This window comes from Mesorhizobium sp. M0771 (assembly GCF_040320155.1).
Lineage (GTDB): Bacteria > Pseudomonadota > Alphaproteobacteria > Rhizobiales > Rhizobiaceae > Mesorhizobium.
Genome location: NZ_JAMYPC010000020.1, coordinates 38,948 through 56,444, shown reverse-complemented (window position 1 = coordinate 56,444; position 17,497 = coordinate 38,948). Strand labels below are relative to the sequence as shown.

The 17,497-nt window shown below is 62.4% G+C and carries 21 protein-coding genes; 11 read left to right on the top strand and 10 right to left on the bottom strand.

Annotated features, from left to right (window positions below; genetic code table 11):
* Position 1 precedes the first annotated feature (1 nt).
* Positions 2-691 (top strand): phosphate regulon transcriptional regulator PhoB, encoded by a 690-nt coding sequence (gene phoB / locus NKI05_RS25635; protein WP_023822590.1) that lies wholly within the window; start codon positions 2-4, stop codon positions 689-691.
* 30 nt (positions 692-721) lie between these two features.
* Here the strand turns inward: phoB and NKI05_RS25630 are convergent, their stop codons facing one another.
* Entirely contained in the window at positions 722-1,957 is a 1,236-nt protein-coding gene (locus tag NKI05_RS25630; protein ID WP_023816418.1) for an ROK family protein, read from the bottom strand.
* 266 nt (positions 1,958-2,223) lie between these two features.
* Between NKI05_RS25630 and xylF the strand changes: the two genes are divergently transcribed.
* The 4 genes from xylF to NKI05_RS25610 all read left to right on the top strand — a co-directional run bounded on the left by xylF (position 2,224) and on the right by NKI05_RS25610 (position 7,338).
* Positions 2,224-3,264 (top strand): D-xylose ABC transporter substrate-binding protein, encoded by a 1,041-nt coding sequence (xylF, locus tag NKI05_RS25625; RefSeq protein WP_023816419.1) that lies wholly within the window; start codon positions 2,224-2,226, stop codon positions 3,262-3,264.
* A 144-nt stretch (positions 3,265-3,408) separates the two neighbouring features.
* Positions 3,409-4,725: a sugar ABC transporter permease gene (locus tag NKI05_RS25620; protein ID WP_023683967.1), complete on the top strand. Its 1,317-nt coding sequence runs from the start codon at positions 3,409-3,411 to the stop codon at positions 4,723-4,725.
* Positions 4,726-4,737: 12 nt separating this feature from the next.
* Entirely contained in the window at positions 4,738-5,535 is a 798-nt protein-coding gene (locus NKI05_RS25615) for an ATP-binding cassette domain-containing protein (protein ID WP_023683966.1), read from the top strand.
* A gap of 156 nt (positions 5,536-5,691) precedes the next feature.
* Complete coding sequence (locus NKI05_RS25610) at positions 5,692-7,338, top strand: CHASE domain-containing protein (RefSeq protein WP_023670103.1); 1,647 nt, start codon at positions 5,692-5,694, stop codon at positions 7,336-7,338.
* A gap of 39 nt (positions 7,339-7,377) precedes the next feature.
* On the opposite strand, the gene NKI05_RS25605 is transcribed toward NKI05_RS25610, so the two are convergent.
* From NKI05_RS25605 to NKI05_RS25580, 6 genes are all read right to left on the bottom strand, one after another.
* On the bottom strand, positions 7,378-7,620 hold the full coding sequence (locus tag NKI05_RS25605; RefSeq protein ID WP_023670102.1) for a YMGG-like glycine zipper-containing protein: 243 nt from the start codon (positions 7,618-7,620) through the stop codon (positions 7,378-7,380).
* 82 nt (positions 7,621-7,702) lie between these two features.
* Positions 7,703-8,029 carry a hypothetical protein gene (locus NKI05_RS25600; RefSeq protein WP_023816420.1) on the bottom strand — a complete coding sequence of 109 codons (327 nt, stop codon included), beginning with the start codon at positions 8,027-8,029 and terminating at the stop codon, positions 7,703-7,705.
* 142 nt (positions 8,030-8,171) lie between these two features.
* A complete protein-coding gene (locus NKI05_RS25595; RefSeq protein WP_023670100.1) occupies positions 8,172-8,348 on the bottom strand; it encodes a hypothetical protein in 177 nt (58 codons plus the stop codon).
* Between the two features lie 129 nt (positions 8,349-8,477).
* Positions 8,478-9,512, bottom strand: coding sequence for a sensor histidine kinase (locus tag NKI05_RS25590; RefSeq protein WP_023670099.1), 1,035 nt, complete (start codon positions 9,510-9,512; stop codon positions 8,478-8,480).
* A gap of 163 nt (positions 9,513-9,675) precedes the next feature.
* Entirely contained in the window at positions 9,676-9,843 is a 168-nt protein-coding gene (locus NKI05_RS25585) for a DUF1328 domain-containing protein (protein ID WP_023670098.1), read from the bottom strand.
* Positions 9,844-10,063: 220 nt separating this feature from the next.
* Positions 10,064-10,858 (bottom strand): response regulator, encoded by a 795-nt coding sequence (locus NKI05_RS25580; RefSeq protein ID WP_023670097.1) that lies wholly within the window; start codon positions 10,856-10,858, stop codon positions 10,064-10,066.
* A gap of 212 nt (positions 10,859-11,070) precedes the next feature.
* On the opposite strand from NKI05_RS25580, the gene NKI05_RS25575 reads away from it, so the two are divergent.
* Positions 11,071-11,274 carry a NepR family anti-sigma factor gene (locus NKI05_RS25575; RefSeq protein WP_023670096.1) on the top strand — a complete coding sequence of 68 codons (204 nt, stop codon included), beginning with the start codon at positions 11,071-11,073 and terminating at the stop codon, positions 11,272-11,274.
* A 3-nt stretch (positions 11,275-11,277) separates the two neighbouring features.
* Entirely contained in the window at positions 11,278-11,829 is a 552-nt protein-coding gene (locus NKI05_RS25570; protein ID WP_023816421.1) for a sigma-70 family RNA polymerase sigma factor, read from the top strand.
* 56 nt (positions 11,830-11,885) lie between these two features.
* Here the strand turns inward: NKI05_RS25570 and NKI05_RS25565 are convergent, their stop codons facing one another.
* Positions 11,886-12,263: a response regulator gene (locus tag NKI05_RS25565; RefSeq protein WP_023693686.1), complete on the bottom strand. Its 378-nt coding sequence runs from the start codon at positions 12,261-12,263 to the stop codon at positions 11,886-11,888.
* A 280-nt stretch (positions 12,264-12,543) separates the two neighbouring features.
* Between NKI05_RS25565 and NKI05_RS25560 the strand changes: the two genes are divergently transcribed.
* The 3 genes from NKI05_RS25560 (at position 12,544) to NKI05_RS25550 (ending at position 14,229) form a co-directional block, all read left to right on the top strand.
* Positions 12,544-13,305 (top strand): Crp/Fnr family transcriptional regulator, encoded by a 762-nt coding sequence (locus NKI05_RS25560; protein ID WP_023670093.1) that lies wholly within the window; start codon positions 12,544-12,546, stop codon positions 13,303-13,305.
* Positions 13,306-13,429: 124 nt separating this feature from the next.
* Positions 13,430-13,756 (top strand): ElaB/YgaM/YqjD family protein, encoded by a 327-nt coding sequence (locus NKI05_RS25555; protein WP_023670092.1) that lies wholly within the window; start codon positions 13,430-13,432, stop codon positions 13,754-13,756.
* Positions 13,757-13,767: 11 nt separating this feature from the next.
* Positions 13,768-14,229 carry a hypothetical protein gene (locus NKI05_RS25550; protein WP_023754150.1) on the top strand — a complete coding sequence of 154 codons (462 nt, stop codon included), beginning with the start codon at positions 13,768-13,770 and terminating at the stop codon, positions 14,227-14,229.
* Positions 14,230-14,391: 162 nt separating this feature from the next.
* Here NKI05_RS25550 and NKI05_RS25545 read toward each other — a convergent pair whose 3' ends face one another.
* Complete coding sequence (locus tag NKI05_RS25545) at positions 14,392-15,966, bottom strand: HWE histidine kinase domain-containing protein (protein WP_081727445.1); 1,575 nt, start codon at positions 15,964-15,966, stop codon at positions 14,392-14,394.
* Between the two features lie 112 nt (positions 15,967-16,078).
* Between NKI05_RS25545 and NKI05_RS25540 the strand changes: the two genes are divergently transcribed.
* Complete coding sequence (locus NKI05_RS25540) at positions 16,079-16,306, top strand: hypothetical protein (protein WP_023693688.1); 228 nt, start codon at positions 16,079-16,081, stop codon at positions 16,304-16,306.
* A gap of 26 nt (positions 16,307-16,332) precedes the next feature.
* Here the strand turns inward: NKI05_RS25540 and NKI05_RS25535 are convergent, their stop codons facing one another.
* Entirely contained in the window at positions 16,333-17,253 is a 921-nt protein-coding gene (locus NKI05_RS25535) for a diacylglycerol/lipid kinase family protein (protein ID WP_023683959.1), read from the bottom strand.
* Between the last annotated feature and the right edge of the window lie 244 nt (positions 17,254-17,497).

The following is a 17,497-nucleotide window of genomic DNA, read 5'->3' as shown; positions in this document are numbered from 1 at the left end:
TATGATCGCGCCACGCATCATGGTCGTGGAGGACGAGGAGCCACTAGGCGTGCTCCTCCGCTACAACCTCGAATCCGAAGGCTATCAGGTCGAGGTGGTGACACGCGGCGACGAGGCCGAGATCCGCCTGCAGGAAAACGTGCCCGATCTCCTGGTGCTCGACTGGATGGTGCCGGCTGTTTCCGGCATCGAGCTCTGCCGGCGGCTTAGAGTGCGGCCCGAAACCGAGCGGCTGCCGATCATCATGCTGACCGCGCGCGGTGAGGAAAGCGACCGCGTGCGCGGCCTGTCCACCGGTGCCGACGACTATCTGGTCAAGCCATTCTCGACGCCGGAGTTCATGGCGCGCGTGAAAGCGCTGCTGCGCCGCGCCAAGCCGGAAGTGCTGTCGAGCGTGCTCAAGGTCGGCGACATCGTGCTCGATCGAGAATCGCACCGGGTCTACCGCAAGAAGAGCGAGATCAGGCTCGGACCGACCGAGTTCCGGCTGCTCGAATTCATGATGCGCCATCCCGGCCGCGTGTTCTCGCGCAGCCAACTGCTCGACAATGTCTGGGGCGAGACGATCTATATAGACGAGCGAACCGTCGACGTGCATGTCGGGCGGCTGCGCAAGGCCGTCAACAACGGCCGCATGCCGGATGTCATCCGTACCATTCGCGGCGCCGGCTACGCTATTAGGGAAGACTAGGATGCTGCGCGTCGCGCCGTTGCCGGCCATTCAGGCGACATGCTTGCCGGATTTCGCCTGAATGCCCGGCGCGAAAATCTCCTGGTCGACGAAGCCGAGCGCGCGCATGGCGCAGCCTTCGCGGATCAGCGGCAGCTCGTTGGGCTCGGTGTCGAAGGAGATCGATTTCGAGTGCTGGCCGCCGGCGGTCTGGGCGATCGCTTCGCGCAATGCCGGTTCGATCAGGTCGAAGGCGGCGGCGCTGACGCCGACCATGGCGACGGGTGCCGGATCGATCAGAGCAAACAGGCTGCCGAGGCCGAAGCCGAGCGCCTCACCGGCCCTGCGATAGGCTTCGCGCTCCGGGCCATCGGTTTCGCGGGCGCGCGCGGCGAGTGCGCGCATATCAGCGTCGCCGATATCGACCGGCTCGGCATCCTCGCCCATCATTTTGGCGCTGCGCCAGATGGCGTAGTTTCCGGCATAGGCCTCGACGCAGCCGCGCCGCCCGCAGCGGCAGAGCGCGCCGCCCGGACGGTGGATCATGTGGCCGAACTCGCCGCCCGAGGAATGGGTGCCGGTGAACAGTTCGCCTTTCAGCACCAGCCCCATGCCGATGCCGTGCGACAAGAGGATCGCGATGAAATTGTCGCGGTAGCGCTCGGGCTGGCGCCATTGCAGGGCCACCGCCATCATATTGCAGTCGTTCTCCATGGTGGCAGGAATGCCGAATTCCGCTTCCAACATGTCGGCGAAGGCAATGTCGGTCAGTGGCGTGATTGGCGACCACAGCATGGCCCGCGCCTGCGAATCGGTGATGCCCTGGATGCCCATGGCAATGCGGGCGATGCTCTGGACATCGAGGTCCGGGTCCGCGAGACGCCGCCCGACGATTGCTACGCATTCGCCGATCAGCTCGTCGCGCGGCATGGTCAGCGTGTCGAGCCGGCGCTGTTCTTCCGCGACCACCTGGCCGGCATAGTCGATGACGGTGACGGAGAGGAAGTTCAGCGACAGCACCACGGTCATGACCGCCGCCGCTTCCGGGTTGAGGCCAAGGCCGACCTGCGGCCGGCCGCGTTTCAGCGAGCCGGTCTCGCCAGGCTTGCCTTCAATCAGGATGCCTTCTTGAATTAGATCAGACGAGATTGCCGATATCGTCGAATGGCTGAGGCCGGTGGTCGCCGCAATCTCGGTCCGCGACGGCTGGCCGGCCCGGCGCACGGCCGAAATCACCATCGCACGGTTGCGACGGCGCAGATCGTCGTGGCGGATCCCAACCGACATTTGTTTTCCTCCCGGCCTCCTCGCGCCTCATGATAGTGAAGGCGTTCGACGGCACCAGCCAAATATTGGCAGACGCCGGCAGCCCTGTCATTGTTTATTGCGGAGCTCGAAAAAATGCGGCAACGCCATCAGAATCCATCATAATCGATGTTGACAGTGCCTTATCATTGAACCAGTATTTTTTCGAGGCTCGAAAAAATGGAGCCTCTTTGTGCAGGCCTTCGGGCCGGTTTTGTCGCGCCGTGGGCGGCGCAGGGAGGGTTATAATGAACAGATTTGCAGCCGCCATGCTGGCGGGTGTCGCCATGTCGCTGGCGCTGATGTCGGTCGCGCAGGCGAAGGACAAGGTCATCGGCGTGTCGTGGTCGAACTTCCAGGAAGAGCGCTGGAAGACCGACGAGGCGGCGATGAAAACGGCGATCGAAGCCGCCGGCGACAAGTACATTTCGGCCGACGCGCAGTCCAATCCCGGCAAGCAGCTGACCGACGTCGAAAGCCTGATCTCGCAGGGCGCCAACTCGCTGATCATCTTGGCGCAGGACGCCTCGGCCATCGGCCCGGCGGTGCAGAAGGCGCTGGACGAAGGCATTCCGGTCGTCGGCTATGATCGCCTGATCGAGAACAAGGACGTCTTCTACCTGACCTTCGACAACAAGGAAGTCGGCCGCATGCAGGCCCGCGAAGTGTTCAAGGCGAAGCCCGAAGGCAACTATGTCTTCATCAAGGGCTCGGGCTCGGATCCGAATGCCGATTTCCTGTTCTCGGGCTCGATGGAAGTGCTCAAGGAAGCCATCGACTCGGGCAAGATCAAGAATGTCGGCGAGGCCTATACCGATGGCTGGCTGCCGGCCAACGCCCAGAAGAACATGGAACAGTTCCTGACCGCCAATGACAACAAGGTCGATGCCGTGGTTGCGGCCAATGACGGCACCGCCGGCGGCGTTGTCGCCGCGCTGACGGTGCAGGGCCTTGCCGGAACGGTTCCGGTCTCGGGCCAGGACGGCGACCATGCCGCCCTGAACCGCATCGCGCTCGGCACGCAGACGGTGTCGGTGTGGAAAGACGCGCGCGAACTCGGCAAGAACGCCGCCGAGATCGCCTCGCAGCTTGCCGATGGCAAGAAGACGGGCGACATTGCCGGCGCCAAGGACTTCACCACGCCTGGCGGCAACACCGTCAAGTCGCTGTTCCTGACCCCCGTCGCGATCACCAAGGACAACCTCAACGTCGTCATCGACGCCGGCTGGATCAAGAAGGACGAAGTCTGCACAGGCGTCGCCGCCGGCAGCGTCGCGGCTTGCAACTGATCTCGACGACTTGAAGAAATGAGGCGCCGCGGTTGTCAAGCCGCGGCGTTTTCTCTACGAGAATTGTGTGTTTCCGCCATCGGCGGCAAACTTCTAGGCTGTGGTCCGGCATCCGCGCCAGACGGCAAGCCGCTGGAGGACATCATGACCGACACGACCTCAAATCCGCAGGCCGATACGGCACGAGCGTCTGAACTCGGCGCGGTCGCCCGGTTCCTGAAAGCGACCGAGCTCGACACGCGCATGCTCGGCATGGTCGGCGCGCTGCTGGTCATCTGGGTCGGCATACATATCCTGTCGGGTGGGCTTTTCCTGACGCCGCGCAATCTTTGGAACCTGTCGGTGCAGACGTCCTCGGTCGCGATCATGGCGACCGGCATGGTACTGGTCATCGTCATGCGCAACATCGACCTTTCGGTGGGCTCCGTCGAAGGCGTGATCGGCATGATCATGGGCGTGGCACAGGCCGAATTCCTGATTCGCGTCATCGGCTTCCAGCTTGGAAACCCCTGGCTCTGGGTCGTCGCGCTTGCCGCCGGCGTGGTGCTTGGTCTGCTGATCGGCGCGTTCCAGGGCTTCATCATCGCCTATATGCAGGTTCCGGCCTTCATCGTGACGCTTGGTGGCCTGCTGGTCTGGCGTGGCATGGCATGGCTCATCACCAGCGGGCGCACGGTCGCGCCACTCGACGCCACCTTCCAGCTGATGGGCGGCGGACCACGCGGCTCGATTGGCGCCGCTGCCAGCTGGATCGTCGGCATCGTCGCCTGCGCGGCGGTCGCCTTCGCGCTGCTCAACGGTCGCTCACAGCGCAAGCGCTTCAGCTTTCCACTGCGCCCCGTCTGGGCCGAGACCTTGCTTGGCGTGGTCACTTGCGCGGCCATCCTCGGCGCCGTGTGGATCGCCAATTCCTATCCATGGCCGATCGGCATCGTGCGCCAGTACGCACAGCAGAACGGCATCACCGTTCCCGAAGGCGGGCTGTTCATCGCGCATGGCATCGCCATACCGGTGCTAATGGCGGTGATTGTCGGCATCATCATGACGTTCATCACCAAGCGCACGCGTTTCGGCCGCTATGTCTTCGCCATCGGGGGCAATCCGGAGGCAGCGGAACTCGCCGGCATCAACACGCGCTGGGTGACCATGAAGGTGTTCATGATCATGGGTGTGCTGGCTGCAATCAGCGCGGCGATCTCGTCGGCCCGTCTCAATGCGTCAACCAATGCGCTGGGCACACTGGACGAGCTTTTGGTGATCGCGGCCGCTGTCATCGGCGGCACGTCGCTCGCGGGCGGCGCCGGAACGGTGATGGGCGCCATGCTCGGCGCGCTACTGATGCAGTCGCTGCAATCCGGCATGGTGCTGCTCGGCATCGACTCGCCGCTGCAGAGCATTGTCGTTGGCGCTGTCCTGGTCATCGCCGTCTGGCTCGACACCGTCTACCGCAAGCGCGTCTAGGGAGGAACGATTATGGAAAAAACTGCTCCCACCGGTACGCCACTGATCGACATGCGCAACATCTCGATCGCGTTCGGTGGCATTCGCGCCGTCGACGATGCGTCCATCGATCTTTTCCCGGGCGAAGTGGTGGCGCTGCTTGGCCACAACGGCGCCGGTAAGTCGACGCTGATCAAGATCCTGTCGGGCGCCTACAAGCGCGATGCCGGCCAGATCTTGGTCAACGGCCAGGAGGCCTCGATCTCCAATCCGCGCGACGCCAAGAAATACGGCATCGAAACGATCTACCAGACGCTTGCGCTGGCCGACAATGTCGACGCTGCCGCCAACCTCTTCCTCGGCCGCGAACTGATGACCGCGTGGGGGACACTCGACGATGTCGCCATGGAGGCCGAGGCGCGCAAGGTGATGGGCCGGCTCAATCCGCGCTTCCAGCGCTTCAAGGAGCCCGTGATCAAGCTATCGGGCGGCCAGCGCCAGTCGGTGGCGATCGCACGCGCCATCCTGTTCAACGCCCGCATCCTGATCATGGACGAACCGACGGCCGCGCTTGGGCCGCAGGAGACGGCGCAGGTCGGCGAACTGGTAAAGCAGCTCAAGGCCGACGGCATCGGCATTTTCCTGATCAGCCACGACATTCACGACGTGTTCGAGCTTGCCGACCGGGTCTGCGTAATGAAGAACGGCCAGGTCGTCGGCACCGCGCTCACCACCGATGTGACGCAGGACGAAGTGCTCGGCATGATCATCCTGGGAAAGTGCCCGCCCGGCGCCATTCCCGGTCCGGGTGCGCTGAAGATCGCGGCCTGAGACCACGCTATCGTCAGCTGTCATGTTCACTGATGCTCGAGATCGATAAGCCGGCTAAATATGCATGATATGCCAGCTGTCATTATGGCTTGGCCGCGCCATTGTCTTGCCGCGGCGACTTGCCCATAAAGGTCCCGAACCGTCCATGGGCCTGCGTTGAAGAAGTTTTTCCCGATCCTTGCCTTCATTGCCGTTGCACTGATCAGCCTGACGATGGCGGGCTTCGCCTATTTCGCGACCCAGGAAGCGGCGCGCATCAAGTTCGAGGCGACGGCCGACGACGCGCTCAACCGCATCGAAAGCCGTATCGATCTGCATCTGTCACTGCTGCGCTCGACGCAGGCGCTGTTCGACGCCCGCAATGGCGAGATTTCAGGTAGCGAATTCAAGGCCTTCTTCAGCGCCCTCGATGTCGATAACAATTTCGCCGGCCTGCGCGGCATCGGCTATCTCAGGCTGGCCAAGACCGGTGACGAAGCGGCGGTCGAGCGCGACATGTTGCGCGACCGCGGCGCCGCCCACACGGTCTATCCGGACACGACACAGCCATGGCGCACGCCCGTCGTGCTGTTCGAGCCGCTCGACCCTGCCAACGAATCCACCATCGGCTACGACATGTTCACCGAGCCGGTGCGGCGCGAGGCGATCGAAAAAGCGATGGCCGATGACGCACAGCACGCAAGCGGTCTGGTCCAGCTCGGCCAGGACACTGGCGCGGCGCAGACCTTTACCGGTTTCCTGGTCTTCGTCAGGCTCAATGTCGAAACCGCGCCGGATGGTATCAATGCGTCCAGATCATCGACATCAGGCCTTCTCTACGCGGCCTTCCGCGCCCGCGACCTGTTCCAGACCGCGCTCAGCCGCACGCCTTTGCTGCCGGTCAACACCGCGGTCTATGACGGCACGGCCGACGCCGACAATCTTCTGTTCCAGTCGGAAACGCCGCCGGTTGCGAGCTTTGGCGACAGGCTGTTGGTGACGCGCAAGATCATCGTCGCCGGTCGGCCGTGGACGGTGCTGTTCCGGCCGACAAGTGCATTTTCGCAACCGTCCTCGCGCGCCATTCCGGTCATGCTCGGGCTGTTCGGCCTGCTTCTGGCCGGGGCCATCGCGTTGGTGGCGCGCTACCAGGAGCGCGCCTACGACGCCAAGTCGCTGCTGCATGAAACGACGGAAAAAAGCCTGCTCGAAAAGGATTTGATGCTGCAGGAGATGAAGCATCGGATCAAGAATTCGATCACGCGGGTGCTGGCGATTGCGCGCCAGACGGCAGCGCAAGCAACCGACGTGAAGGAGTTCTCAACTTCCTTCTCAGCCCGCCTGCAGGCAATGGCGGCTTCCCAGGATATGCTGACGCGTTCGCGCTGGCAGAAGGCCGATCTTGGCGACCTGCTGCGCATCGAGCTCGGCCAGGTGTTCGGCAAGGAGCTTCCGGAAGGGATATTGTCAGGGCCTCAGGTGCTGCTCGACGAGAGGACGACGCAGGCGCTTGGCCTGACCTTTCACGAACTGGCGACGAATGCGCTGAAATATGGCGAGGCCGGCAATTCCGTGGGTGCGCTCAAGGTCGACTGGTCGTTCGAGGGGCGCGGGTCCGAGCGGATGCTGGTTCTGAACTGGCGCGAGGCCGGGCAGAAGGAACTCGAAGCGCCGGCGAAGACCGGCTTCGGCACCAAGCTGATCGACCTCAATGTCACGCGCGAATTGCGCGGCACGATTGCCCGAGATTTTCGCATCGATGGGCTTACGGTGGAAATCAGGATCCCGCAGCCTGATGCAGTCAAACAAACGGAGACCGGCTGACCGGTCTCCGTCGCGATTGTCTGACGCTTTTGAAGCGGATCAGCAGCGAGCGGTGTAGAGCCGGCCGCGATTGTCGCGATACTGGCAATAGCCGTTGCGCAGGTTGCGCACCAGCAGGCCGGAACCGGCGCCAACGGCTGCGCCGATCAGCGCACCCTTGCCGCCGCCGATCAGTCCGCCGGCCAAAGCACCGACACCGGCGCCGACACCGACATCCTGCTCGGTCGTGCTGCAGCCGCTGACGGCGACCACCGCAACCATGGCAATAATCAATTTCCGCATAGAATCTCTCCTCACTTTGTCCTCACTTTAGTAAGCTCCAGCCGCTATTTAGCACGAAACAGCAGCCTTTGCCCGCTCGATCTTATTGTTGGCTAAGAGAGTCTTTTTCGCGGCGCGTGGCGTTCGACGCGACCACGACACTGGAAATCTGCAAAGACGCGTCGAGGGTGCCGTCCGGGCGCACGTTCCAGACGATCTGGTCGTAATCATCCTCCAGCGCGGGGTCGACCGTAAGACATTTGGCAACGACGTGCTCGGCCTGACCCTGCACGTCGCCGGCAGCGAATGGACGTTCTGCCGTGCATGCTTCGGCGGTTTCGAAAACACTGACCGGCACCGGCAGTTCACGACATTCGGCCATGTTGTTCGAACAGCCAATTACCAAAAGCAAAGCGGCGATGTGTTCCACGGCGATACGTCCTCTCGCCATAAGAACGGTCCACAGCCGTCAAAGTTCCTGTGCCGAAAGGGGCGTTAATAATTGGTCGGCTACGAGCTGGACAGCTTCTGAGCCAGGCTGCTTGGGAGCAGCGTGAACCTGAGCATCTGGCTCAGGCCAATTGCGACGCCACGATCAGCACAACAGCGGCGACGAGCGCGACAGCGGCGACGCGAAGCAAGGGATGCCAGGCGTGCTGCAAAGGCGAGGCTGAAGCGTCAGGATCCTGAAAGCCGCTCATGGACACCCGGGCGGCCTGCTCCAGCCTGTTCATATCGGCAACCGTCATGATCATTCCTCCCATACTCGCGTTGCAGGCTGCGGCCGAAACATCGGTTGAATCGGTCAAGATCCAGCAATCTCTGGGAACCACAGCATCGGATTTTATGGTGAACAGCCGGTTAAGGAATCCCGCCGCTCATTCGGTTTCGAAATTGCCGTGCGGAACGACGAGGCGATATTCGAGGCGGTCACTGGTGATCTCCAGCGTCGCCGTGCCGTTCAGCGATGCCGGCACGACACGTTCGAGGGCAACGCTGCCGAAGCGTTTCTCGGTGCGCCTGTTATCATTGGCGACAATGGCCTCGACCCAGGTCAGCGACAAAGCCGGCTTGTCTGCGGCCTCTGCGACGTTCGACAGATCGGCGGTTACCTCGACAAAGCCGTCCGGCCGCGCCAGGGCGCCGTAGCTGAATGAATTGACGGCGAGTTCGTGCATTGCCAGTCCAATATGAATGGCCGCGTTGGGATTGAGGTAGGGGTTGACGCCATTGAAGCGCAGGCTCTGCGCGGGATCGGCGCCGTAGCGAACGACCTGGCCGCGGATAAGCTCGCGAAGTGCTGCACCCCGCCAGTTCGACGACGTTACCAGATCCTGGGAGGAAGCCAGTGACTGCAGGCGGCCGCGAAAGCGCTTCAGGAAATCGTCGGGTGTCTCGGAATAGCGGCCGGTCTGGGTGGCAATACTCTGGATGATGGCCAACAGGTTCTTGGAGCGGTGGCTGACTTCGCGCAACAGCGTCTTCAGCGTCTGTTCGCGGCGTTTCTGCTCGGTGGTTTCCACCATCGTGGTGACGACGCCCTGCACGTCGCCGCGATGGCCCCGATCGGCATCGACCCATACCTGGAACCAGCGCATGCCATCACCGGTGGGAACACTCAGTTCAAGGCGTTCCGGATTGCCGGAAGCGATCACATTGCTTTTGGCGGCGGCGATTTGCTCAGCTTGCGCCGGTGGCAACGCGCCGTTGCTGTCGGCTGTGTCGGAAACCCACGGCGCACGCATGTTGCGGGCCCATACAGTCTTCAATTCACGATCCTGATAGAGGACGGAAATGCCGGCATTGTGCAGAGCGTGAAGCAAGGCCCGGCCAAGCTGCATTCCGCTTTCAGCCGGGTGCAGTGCGATCACCTCGTCGCCCTGTCCGCTCTCGCCTCCGCCAATGGAACGCATCAATCACCTGTCCACCTGATCAGGACCGAACGATTCACTTGGACTCAGTTCCTGAGTAGGTCCCCAGAAAAGGTCCGCCGGACGATGTCCCGTTGGAGGACATCGCCCGGCGGTGGCTGGAAACCGTTTGAGGGGTGCGGCTTCCAGTGTTCTTCGCCCGCTCCTACGATGCCCGTCTGAACAGGCCGGCCAGAAGCGAGATGACGAGGAAGGCGAGAAAGATGAAGAACAATATTTGCGCGATACCGGCCGAGGTACCGGCGATGCCGCCGAAACCAAGCGCGCCGGCGATGATCGCCACGACGAGAAATACGAGCGCCCAGTAGAGCATGATCTGTCTCCTTCCGATACTGGATCAAGAACGTGAGTGATTGCTGTTTGTTCCACCATTTGCCGAAAAAGAAGGTCTTTGGAAGAGGCCCGGACGCGAATTGATTCGCGCGCGTGAGCGCGATACGGCGCGACGGGCAGCCGCCGATCGCCGGGTTAGGCGATCGCCAGTGCCGCCAACGCTGCGAGGCGGCGAAAAGTTGGAGATTGAAGGCCCTACTTCACGCGGCGGCCTTGGCCTGCCGGTCGAAGAACAGCGCTTGGCTGATCAGCGCCTTGACCATGTCGGGATTGAACGGCTTGGTGACGAGGAAGGCCGGTTCAGGCCGCTCGCCGGTCAGCAGACGTTCGGGGAAGGCGGTGATGAAGATTACCGGCACCGAAGTCGACGACAGGATTTCGTTGACCGCATCGATACCCGAGCTGCCATCGGCAAGCTGAATGTCGGCCAGCACCATCTTCGGCCTTGTCTTGCCGAACATCGCCACCGCCTCGGTATGGGTGCGCGCGGTTCCGACCACGTGGTGGCCGAGGCTCTCGACCATTTCCTCGATGTCCATGGCGATCAGCGGCTCGTCCTCGATGATCAGCACATCGGTCGCCACCTGGCGAGAGATCTCGTTGCTCGCCTGGGCAAGCAGTTCGGAGAATTCCTTGGCGTCGACATCGAGAATTTCAGCTGCCTCGTCTTCACCGAAGCCTTCGACCGCGACCAGCAGGAAAGCCTGGCGTGGCCGTGGCGCAATGGCGTTCAGATTGGCGGCGGCGCGCTGCTCCCATGCCGATTGCGCCTGCTCCTGCGGAACGCGGATGGCAATGGAGGTGAACAGTTTGGCGAATACCTTGTAGAGCGCGATGCGGTCGCTTGACGCTTGCGGGAAGATGTCGACGTCGGCGATGATGGCTTCGAGCATCGCGGCTACCAGCGCATCGCCACTCTCCTGCGATCCGGATACGGCGCGTGAAAAGCGGCGCAGGAACGGCAGGTGCGGAGCGATGGTTGCGGAAAGGCTCATGGTAGACGTCTCCCTCAGATGACGTGATTGCATAGATTGCAGGTCAAGCTGATTGCAAGCCCCAACACCCAAACGCGGGTTTTGCGAAAAAGTTCCGACACTTGTGGAACGAAACTGCACGGGCGACGTTTGTGGTGCGATGGGCAACCAGACGAGGGGGCCGCTTTGCGTTGTGTAATGGGGCGGCTCGGGGCGCTGGATTTAAGGGCGAAATGAAGGACATGAATAAAGAAACGCTGGCTGGCGCCGCTGACAGGCGCCGGGCCAATTCCGGCGACCCGCTCGGGGCGAATTCGGAAATTGGCCGTAAACTCAAACAGTATTATGACGAGCTGGTCTCGGACAATGTGCCGGATCGCTTTGCCCAGTTGCTCAGCCAACTGGAAAAGGCCGAACCCGCACAGAAGAAGGACTGAGGCATGGCAGCTGTCTCACAAGGGTTCAAGACCGACCTGCTCGGCTCGATCCGGAGCCTGCGGGCTTTTGCCGTGTCGCTGACGCAGAATGCCGACAAGGCCGACGATCTGGTGCAGGAGACGCTGGTCAAGGCTTGGGACAAGCATGAGAGCTTTCAGCCCGGCACCAATCTCAAGGCATGGCTGTTCACCATCCTGCGCAACGAGTTCTATTCCCAGATGCGCAAGCGCGGCCGCGAGGTGCAGGACAGCGACGGCATCATGACGGCCAGGCTTGCCGTTCATCCGGCTCAGCACGGCCAGCTTGACCTCAAGGATTTCCGCGGCGCGCTCGAGCAACTCCCCGAGGACCAGCGCGAAGCCATCATCCTCATCGGCGCTTCAGGCTTTTCCTATGAAGAGGCCGCCGAAATCTGCGGCTGTGCGGTCGGAACGATCAAGAGCCGGGTCAGCCGGGCCCGCACGCGGTTGCAGGAGATCCTCAAAATCTCCGGCGAAGACGAATACGGGCCGGACGCGATCTCGTCCCAGGTGACGGGTTCAAACGCTGCCTGACGGCGGAGGCCCCGTTTGCGGGCCTGGGCTCTCTACACATACGCATCGAAGATATCTCAGACTGGCGCGCGGCCGCAGGCCGCCGCCAGAGCCTCGACGAGATCGGTCCCCGAATAAGGCTTGGTGACCAGGCGGATGCCGGGAAAAGACCCTTTGATCTCATCGGGGTCCGAATAGCCGGAGGCAAAGACAAACGGCAGGCCCGATTGGCGCAGCCGCGCGGCGAAGTCGAGTGTGGACGTTCCGCCCAGCATGAGGTCCACGATAGCGGCGTCGAACTCGCCAACGACCTTCTGCTCATCGATCTCGGCCAGAGCGCGGGCAATCACTACGTCGCTCGCGCCATGGTCGCGGCAAAGCTGCTCGACATCCATGGCGATCAGGAATTCATCCTCCAAGACAAGAATTCGCAATCCCTCAAGCAATGGCGGCACTTGGCAATCTCTCCTCAATTCTTGCAGCATCGGGTACAGTGACTCCAGTCAACCGCATCGCGGACCTTGGGGGGATCGGGCAGGCCTTAATCCGAAAAGTTCGCCCACCGGCTCTACTCCACAAGCGAGCTTCGAATTCGCCTCAATGGAGTGTAGCGAGTCATGATCGCTATTTGCCATCCTGTCATTTAAAAAAGACATGCCATCGGCAGCGGAACCGCGGCCTTGCAAAGGCGTAGCACTCAGTCTCTGGCAAGAGACTTTCGAAAGAGGGATCGAAATGTCTGGCCAGAATGGTCGTTCGTTTTCCAGCCGTCAGTACCCATGCGAGATCTGCCCGCTTCGGCCATTGCCGGTGTTCCGGGAATTCGAGAAGCAGGAGCTTGCCTATGTCAGCATGTTCAAGAAGGGCGAACTGGCCGTCGACAAGGGCGCCACAGTGCTGGTCGAAGGCAGCCAAAGTGCTCATCTCTACACCGTGCTTTCGGGCTGGGCCTTCCGCTACAAACTATTGTCGGACGGCAGGCGCCAGATCCTGAACTACTCCATGCCCGGCGATCTTATCGGGCTGCAGGGCAGCCTGATGGGCGAAATGCAGCACTCGGTCGAGGCGCTGTCGCCCATGCTGTTGTGCGTCTTCGAGCGTGAAAACCTGCACGAGCTCTACCGCAACCATCCGGGCCTTGCTTACGACATTACCTGGCTGGCGTCGCGCGAGGAGCGCATGCTGGACGAGAACCTGCTCAGCGTCGGTCGGCGCACGGCGGTCGAGCGCACCGCCTATCTCATTGCCTTCATCGCCAGCCGCGCGGCGGCAGTCGGGCTCAACGGCAAGGCGCCGGTGCAAATCCCGATTACCCAGCAGCATGTCGCCGATACGCTCGGCCTGTCGCTGGTCCACACCAACAAGACGATCCGCAAGCTCATCGATCGCAAGCTGATCGCCTGGCGCGACGGCGGTTGCGAAGTGATCGACGGGGAGGGGCTGAAGGATCTCGCGCGCTGGGAGGGCCTAAGCGAAGGCCGTCGGCCGCTGATCTGACAGGCAGGCCTCCATCTGGGGCTGGACTCGCACTTGCAAACACCCTTTCATGGATACGGTCTCCGATTTCGGAACCATGACGTGTGTCGGGCGTTTGAAGCCAAGCAAACGCAAGGAGTTTAGAATGGCAACTGCCGCAGGAAAAACCGCCAACGAAAGTCAGACGAACGCCGACCTGGAAGCCGACATTCGGCAGTTGAAGGCGGATATTGAAAAGTTGACCAAGCAATTGGCCAAGACCGGCGAACATGGTTACGGCACGGCGCGGCGCGCTGCTGCCGAAGGCGTCGACCAGTTGCGCGCGCAGGGCGAAGCCGTCTTCGACAGCCTGCGTGGCAACGCCAAGGATCTTGAGGCCCAGATCACGGCCAATGTGCGCGAGAAGCCGGTCACTTCACTGGCGATCGCGGCCGGCGTCGGCTTCCTGTTTGCGCTTCTTGCCCGGCGCTAGTTTCGACAGAGATGGGCATGCTGGCACCGCTTATCTCGGCCTTGGCCTCGGGTGAAGCCATTGCCGCCATGCGCCGCGCGCGCACGGCGGCAATCGTCTACGGGCTCGCCGCCGTGGCTGCCCTGTGCGGCCTCGGGTTTCTCCTGGGGGCGGCCTACATCTGGGCGGCTGACCGTTATGGCTCGATGGCCGCCTGTCTTGGCTTCGCCGCTGGTTTCCTGGTACTGGCCGGGCTTATCGTGCTCATTCATCAACTTGCGGCTGGAACGCGTGCACGCCGACGTGTGCGAAGGCGCAATGCCGACCTGAAGGCGCTCGGTATCACCGCGGCGCTTGCCGTGCTGCCGGCCTTGCTCAAGGGGAAAGGCGGGAAGGGCGTCATTCTCGGCCCGATGATCGCGCTCGCGGCCTATGCCATCTACCGCGAGAACGTCAAACCGGATCCGGGCGATCCAGACAGCGAAGCCGACTAAAGCGCGTCGCGCTGATGCGCTTTTCCCGGGAAAATCGCTCTGCACTTCTGGAATCGCTTTAATGCATGTCGCCCCGAAGTGTGCCGCGGTTCTGGGACAACGACATGCATCAAAACAAAGACTTAAAGCGCGTCGTATGAATCCGTTTCAGCGTGACGCGCTTTAGGCCGGCAGATCTTCAAGCGGCATCGATATTTCGGCGAACACGCCTTCGCTGCGGAATTCGTGGGTCACCTCGCTCGATAAAACCTTGGCGAGGCTGCGGCGGATCAGGATAGAGCCGAAGCCCTGGCGTTCCGGCGGGTCGACTTTCGGCCCGCCGCTTTCGATCCAGGTCAGCACAAGGCGGCGCGCGCCTTTCTTGCCCGCCGCCTTCCAGTCGACATCGACCTTCCCCGAGCCAACCGACAGCGATCCGTATTGCAGCGCGTTGCTGGCCAGTTCGTGCATGATCAGGCCGAGCCCCACCGCCTGGTCGGGCGAAAGCAGCAGCTCCGGACCGGAGATCACGATGCGCGGCCGTTCTGCCGAATCGAACGGCTTGACCTCGATCTGCATCAGTTCGCGAATACCGATTCCGCGCCATTCGCGATCCGACAGCAGGTTATGGGCAGCGCCCAGCGCCTGCAGCCTGGCGCCGAAGGCTTCCAGGAATTCGCTTGGGCGGCGAGCGTGGCGAACGGTCTGCGTCGCCAGCGCCTGCACCGTTGCCAGCGTGTTCTTGACCCGATGGTTGAGCTCGCGCAGCAGCAGCCTTTGCCGGTCCTCGCCGAGCTTGCGTTCCGAGATGTCGTAGTTGACGCCAAAGATAAGCGTCGGCTTGCCTTCGCCGTCGCGCTCGATGACGCGGCCGCGGGTGACTATCCAGCGCGGCGGATCGAAGCCTTTGACCCGGTATTCGCCGAAATAGTCGTCGCTGCCGGTCAGGGCATCGCGAAAGCGCGTCTCGGTCTGGTAGACGTCGCGCGGGTCGATGGCGGCCAAAATGTCGCGCGCCCGCAGCCGGTTCGAACGCGGCAGGTTGAACAGCTCCGACAAACGCACGTCGCATTCGATCATGTCGGTGCGGATATCCCAGGCCCAACTGGCGAGCGAGGCGGCATCGAGCGCTATGGCTCGGCGCTTTTCCTCCTGCGCCAAAGCAGCCGTGGCAATGGCGCCGCTGCGGGTGGCGTCCTTGAGGGTAAACAGGCTGGCGGCGAGGCTGGCCAGCGATTTCAAATGATCGAGCGCGGCAGCGGACGGAAATTCATGCGGCTCCCGGTCGAGTACGCACACCGTACCGACGCGCGCGCCGGCAACCACCATCGGCGCGCCGACATAAAAGCGGACATGGTGTTCGCCGGTGACCAGCGGGTTGCGGGAGAAGCGAGGGTCGATGCTGGCATCCGGCACCACCATGGGCTCGTCGCCGGCGGCAATGGTATGGGCGCAGAACGATATGTCGGTCGCGGTTTCGGTCTCGTTGAAGCCGACACAGGATTTGAACCACTGTCGTTCGGTGTCGAGCAGCGTGACGAGCGCGATCGGCGCCCGCATCACGGCGGCGGCTAGGCCGGTGATGCGATCGAAGTCGGGATCGGAGTCGGTGTCGATCGCGTCAAGCCCGTGCAGTACGGCAAGCCGCTCCGGCGCCACCACGGCGCGGCGGACTTCAACCGGCAAACAAACCTGCTTCGGCACCTTGCTATCCACCAAGCCCCCTCGCTTGCAGGCCCCACCCGCGGTGGCGCGCATCTTGCGCGGCCGTCGCGCGCCGGAACTTTTGTAGCAAGCAATCGTTACCCCACCATGTTTCGCCAGCGATGGTTTTATCCACCATGCCGGTTGCACGATAGGAACGCCGCCGATGACCAAGATCGCCCCTGAAAACAAAGCCCGTCAGGGGCGCTGGGGTTGGCACGGCTTGCGCATACTGGTCGCCGCGTTGCTCCTGGCTTTCATTGCTTGGGGAGCGGCCGAGATTTATGGCCAAAAGATCGATCCAGATACCCCTGAAAGCCAGGGGCAGCCCACCGGCCAGACCGCGCCGGCCGACCAGAGCGCGCCAGCCGGCGAGGGGCAGTCGGGCGGCTAGGGTTTTCCTCGTCATTCGTAATCGCATCAGGCGGCCTTTGCCTGGGCGGCTTGCGCCGGAACCAGGACGTTCAGCGCGCCAGGGTGGATCTGGATTGTCGTTTCACGCTCCAGCTTGACCAGTTCGCCGTCGATGACGGCGCCGAATTTCTTGCTCCCTGTATGGATTTTCACGATTGCCTTGTCGGCCTGATGAGTTTCGACATGGTCGCTGTCGCGCCACCTGCCTCGAGCCATGTCGAAGAGCGCCCTGACCAGCTCGCCACGCTGCCGCGCCACGGTTACATAGATGCCGAGCACGCCGCCGGCAGGATTGTCGGCATAAGGCAGATGGCCTTCGCCAAACAGATTGTTGGAAATGCCGATGCCGCTGATGCGGGTCACGATTTCGGCTTCGCCGACCGTCAATGTCACCTTCATGGCTGGAGGATTGTTGATCGTCGTCCAAGCGGCCTTGGCCGAGGCGCGAATCTTTCCCAGGCGCGAGGCGAATTCCATATTGTCGCGCAGCTTCACCATCCTGGCGTGCAGGCCGATCGAGAACTGATGCACGAACGGCCGGCCATTCGCGCTCGCGATATCGACCGCCATGATCTCGCCGTCGGCAAAGGACTTCAGCGCGCCATCGATGGTCTGCGGAATCCCAAGGCCGCGGGCGAACAGGTTCATGGTTCCTGCAGGCAGGACGGCCAGCGCCTTCTTGCCATTCATCAGCCGCCCCGCGGCGGCCGAAATGGTGCCGTCGCCGCCACCGGCCAGCACGACGTCGATGTCGCGTCGCGCGGCGACCTTGTCGAGCGCCGCGACAATCTCCTTGCCGGCGACGATGTCGATATCGATGGAGTGACCAGCCGTCTCAAGCGTCTGGCGCATGCGGTCGGTTAGCGCGGAAAGATCGGTGGTCCGCAAGGTGCCGCCGTCCCGGTTCAGCACCGCTGCAAATCGCATGCCCCGCTCCGTGTTCTTTTTTAGTGGCCGGAATGCCAGCCGCAGGCTGAAACGGGCAAGCTTGGGAAAGGTTCCATCGGCCGGGTGGAAAGTCCGGCGATTCCACGGACTTGCCCGGGGTGTTTCGATGCTCCCGTTTTTTCGGAACAAGCGCCTTGTCACAACGTTGTGATCCCATTGGAGGCGCCGCCTTCGGTCTCCCGGCAAGTGGTTTGCCGATTGCGGCGCGCACGAGATCACGCAA

What these genes read in the sequence shown, in the direction of transcription:
- phoB (WP_023822590.1), top strand. Translation starts at nt 2, where the DNA reads ATGATCGCGCCACGCATCATGGTCGTGGAGGACGAGGAGCCACTAGGC.
- NKI05_RS25630 (WP_023816418.1), bottom strand. Translation starts at nt 1,957, where the DNA reads ATGTCGGTTGGGATCCGCCACGACGATCTGCGCCGTCGCAACCGTGCG.
- xylF (WP_023816419.1), top strand. Translation starts at nt 2,224, where the DNA reads ATGAACAGATTTGCAGCCGCCATGCTGGCGGGTGTCGCCATGTCGCTG.
- NKI05_RS25620 (WP_023683967.1), top strand. Translation starts at nt 3,409, where the DNA reads ATGACCGACACGACCTCAAATCCGCAGGCCGATACGGCACGAGCGTCT.
- NKI05_RS25615 (WP_023683966.1), top strand. Translation starts at nt 4,738, where the DNA reads ATGGAAAAAACTGCTCCCACCGGTACGCCACTGATCGACATGCGCAAC.
- NKI05_RS25605 (WP_023670102.1), bottom strand. Translation starts at nt 7,620, where the DNA reads ATGCGGAAATTGATTATTGCCATGGTTGCGGTGGTCGCCGTCAGCGGC.
- NKI05_RS25595 (WP_023670100.1), bottom strand. Translation starts at nt 8,348, where the DNA reads ATGACGGTTGCCGATATGAACAGGCTGGAGCAGGCCGCCCGGGTGTCC.
- NKI05_RS25590 (WP_023670099.1), bottom strand. Translation starts at nt 9,512, where the DNA reads ATGCGTTCCATTGGCGGAGGCGAGAGCGGACAGGGCGACGAGGTGATC.
- NKI05_RS25585 (WP_023670098.1), bottom strand. Translation starts at nt 9,843, where the DNA reads ATGCTCTACTGGGCGCTCGTATTTCTCGTCGTGGCGATCATCGCCGGC.
- NKI05_RS25580 (WP_023670097.1), bottom strand. Translation starts at nt 10,858, where the DNA reads ATGAGCCTTTCCGCAACCATCGCTCCGCACCTGCCGTTCCTGCGCCGC.
- NKI05_RS25575 (WP_023670096.1), top strand. Translation starts at nt 11,071, where the DNA reads ATGAAGGACATGAATAAAGAAACGCTGGCTGGCGCCGCTGACAGGCGC.
- NKI05_RS25570 (WP_023816421.1), top strand. Translation starts at nt 11,278, where the DNA reads ATGGCAGCTGTCTCACAAGGGTTCAAGACCGACCTGCTCGGCTCGATC.
- NKI05_RS25560 (WP_023670093.1), top strand. Translation starts at nt 12,544, where the DNA reads ATGTCTGGCCAGAATGGTCGTTCGTTTTCCAGCCGTCAGTACCCATGC.
- NKI05_RS25555 (WP_023670092.1), top strand. Translation starts at nt 13,430, where the DNA reads ATGGCAACTGCCGCAGGAAAAACCGCCAACGAAAGTCAGACGAACGCC.
- NKI05_RS25550 (WP_023754150.1), top strand. Translation starts at nt 13,768, where the DNA reads ATGGGCATGCTGGCACCGCTTATCTCGGCCTTGGCCTCGGGTGAAGCC.
- NKI05_RS25545 (WP_081727445.1), bottom strand. Translation starts at nt 15,966, where the DNA reads ATGCGCGCCACCGCGGGTGGGGCCTGCAAGCGAGGGGGCTTGGTGGAT.
- NKI05_RS25540 (WP_023693688.1), top strand. Translation starts at nt 16,079, where the DNA reads ATGACCAAGATCGCCCCTGAAAACAAAGCCCGTCAGGGGCGCTGGGGT.
- NKI05_RS25535 (WP_023683959.1), bottom strand. Translation starts at nt 17,253, where the DNA reads ATGCGATTTGCAGCGGTGCTGAACCGGGACGGCGGCACCTTGCGGACC.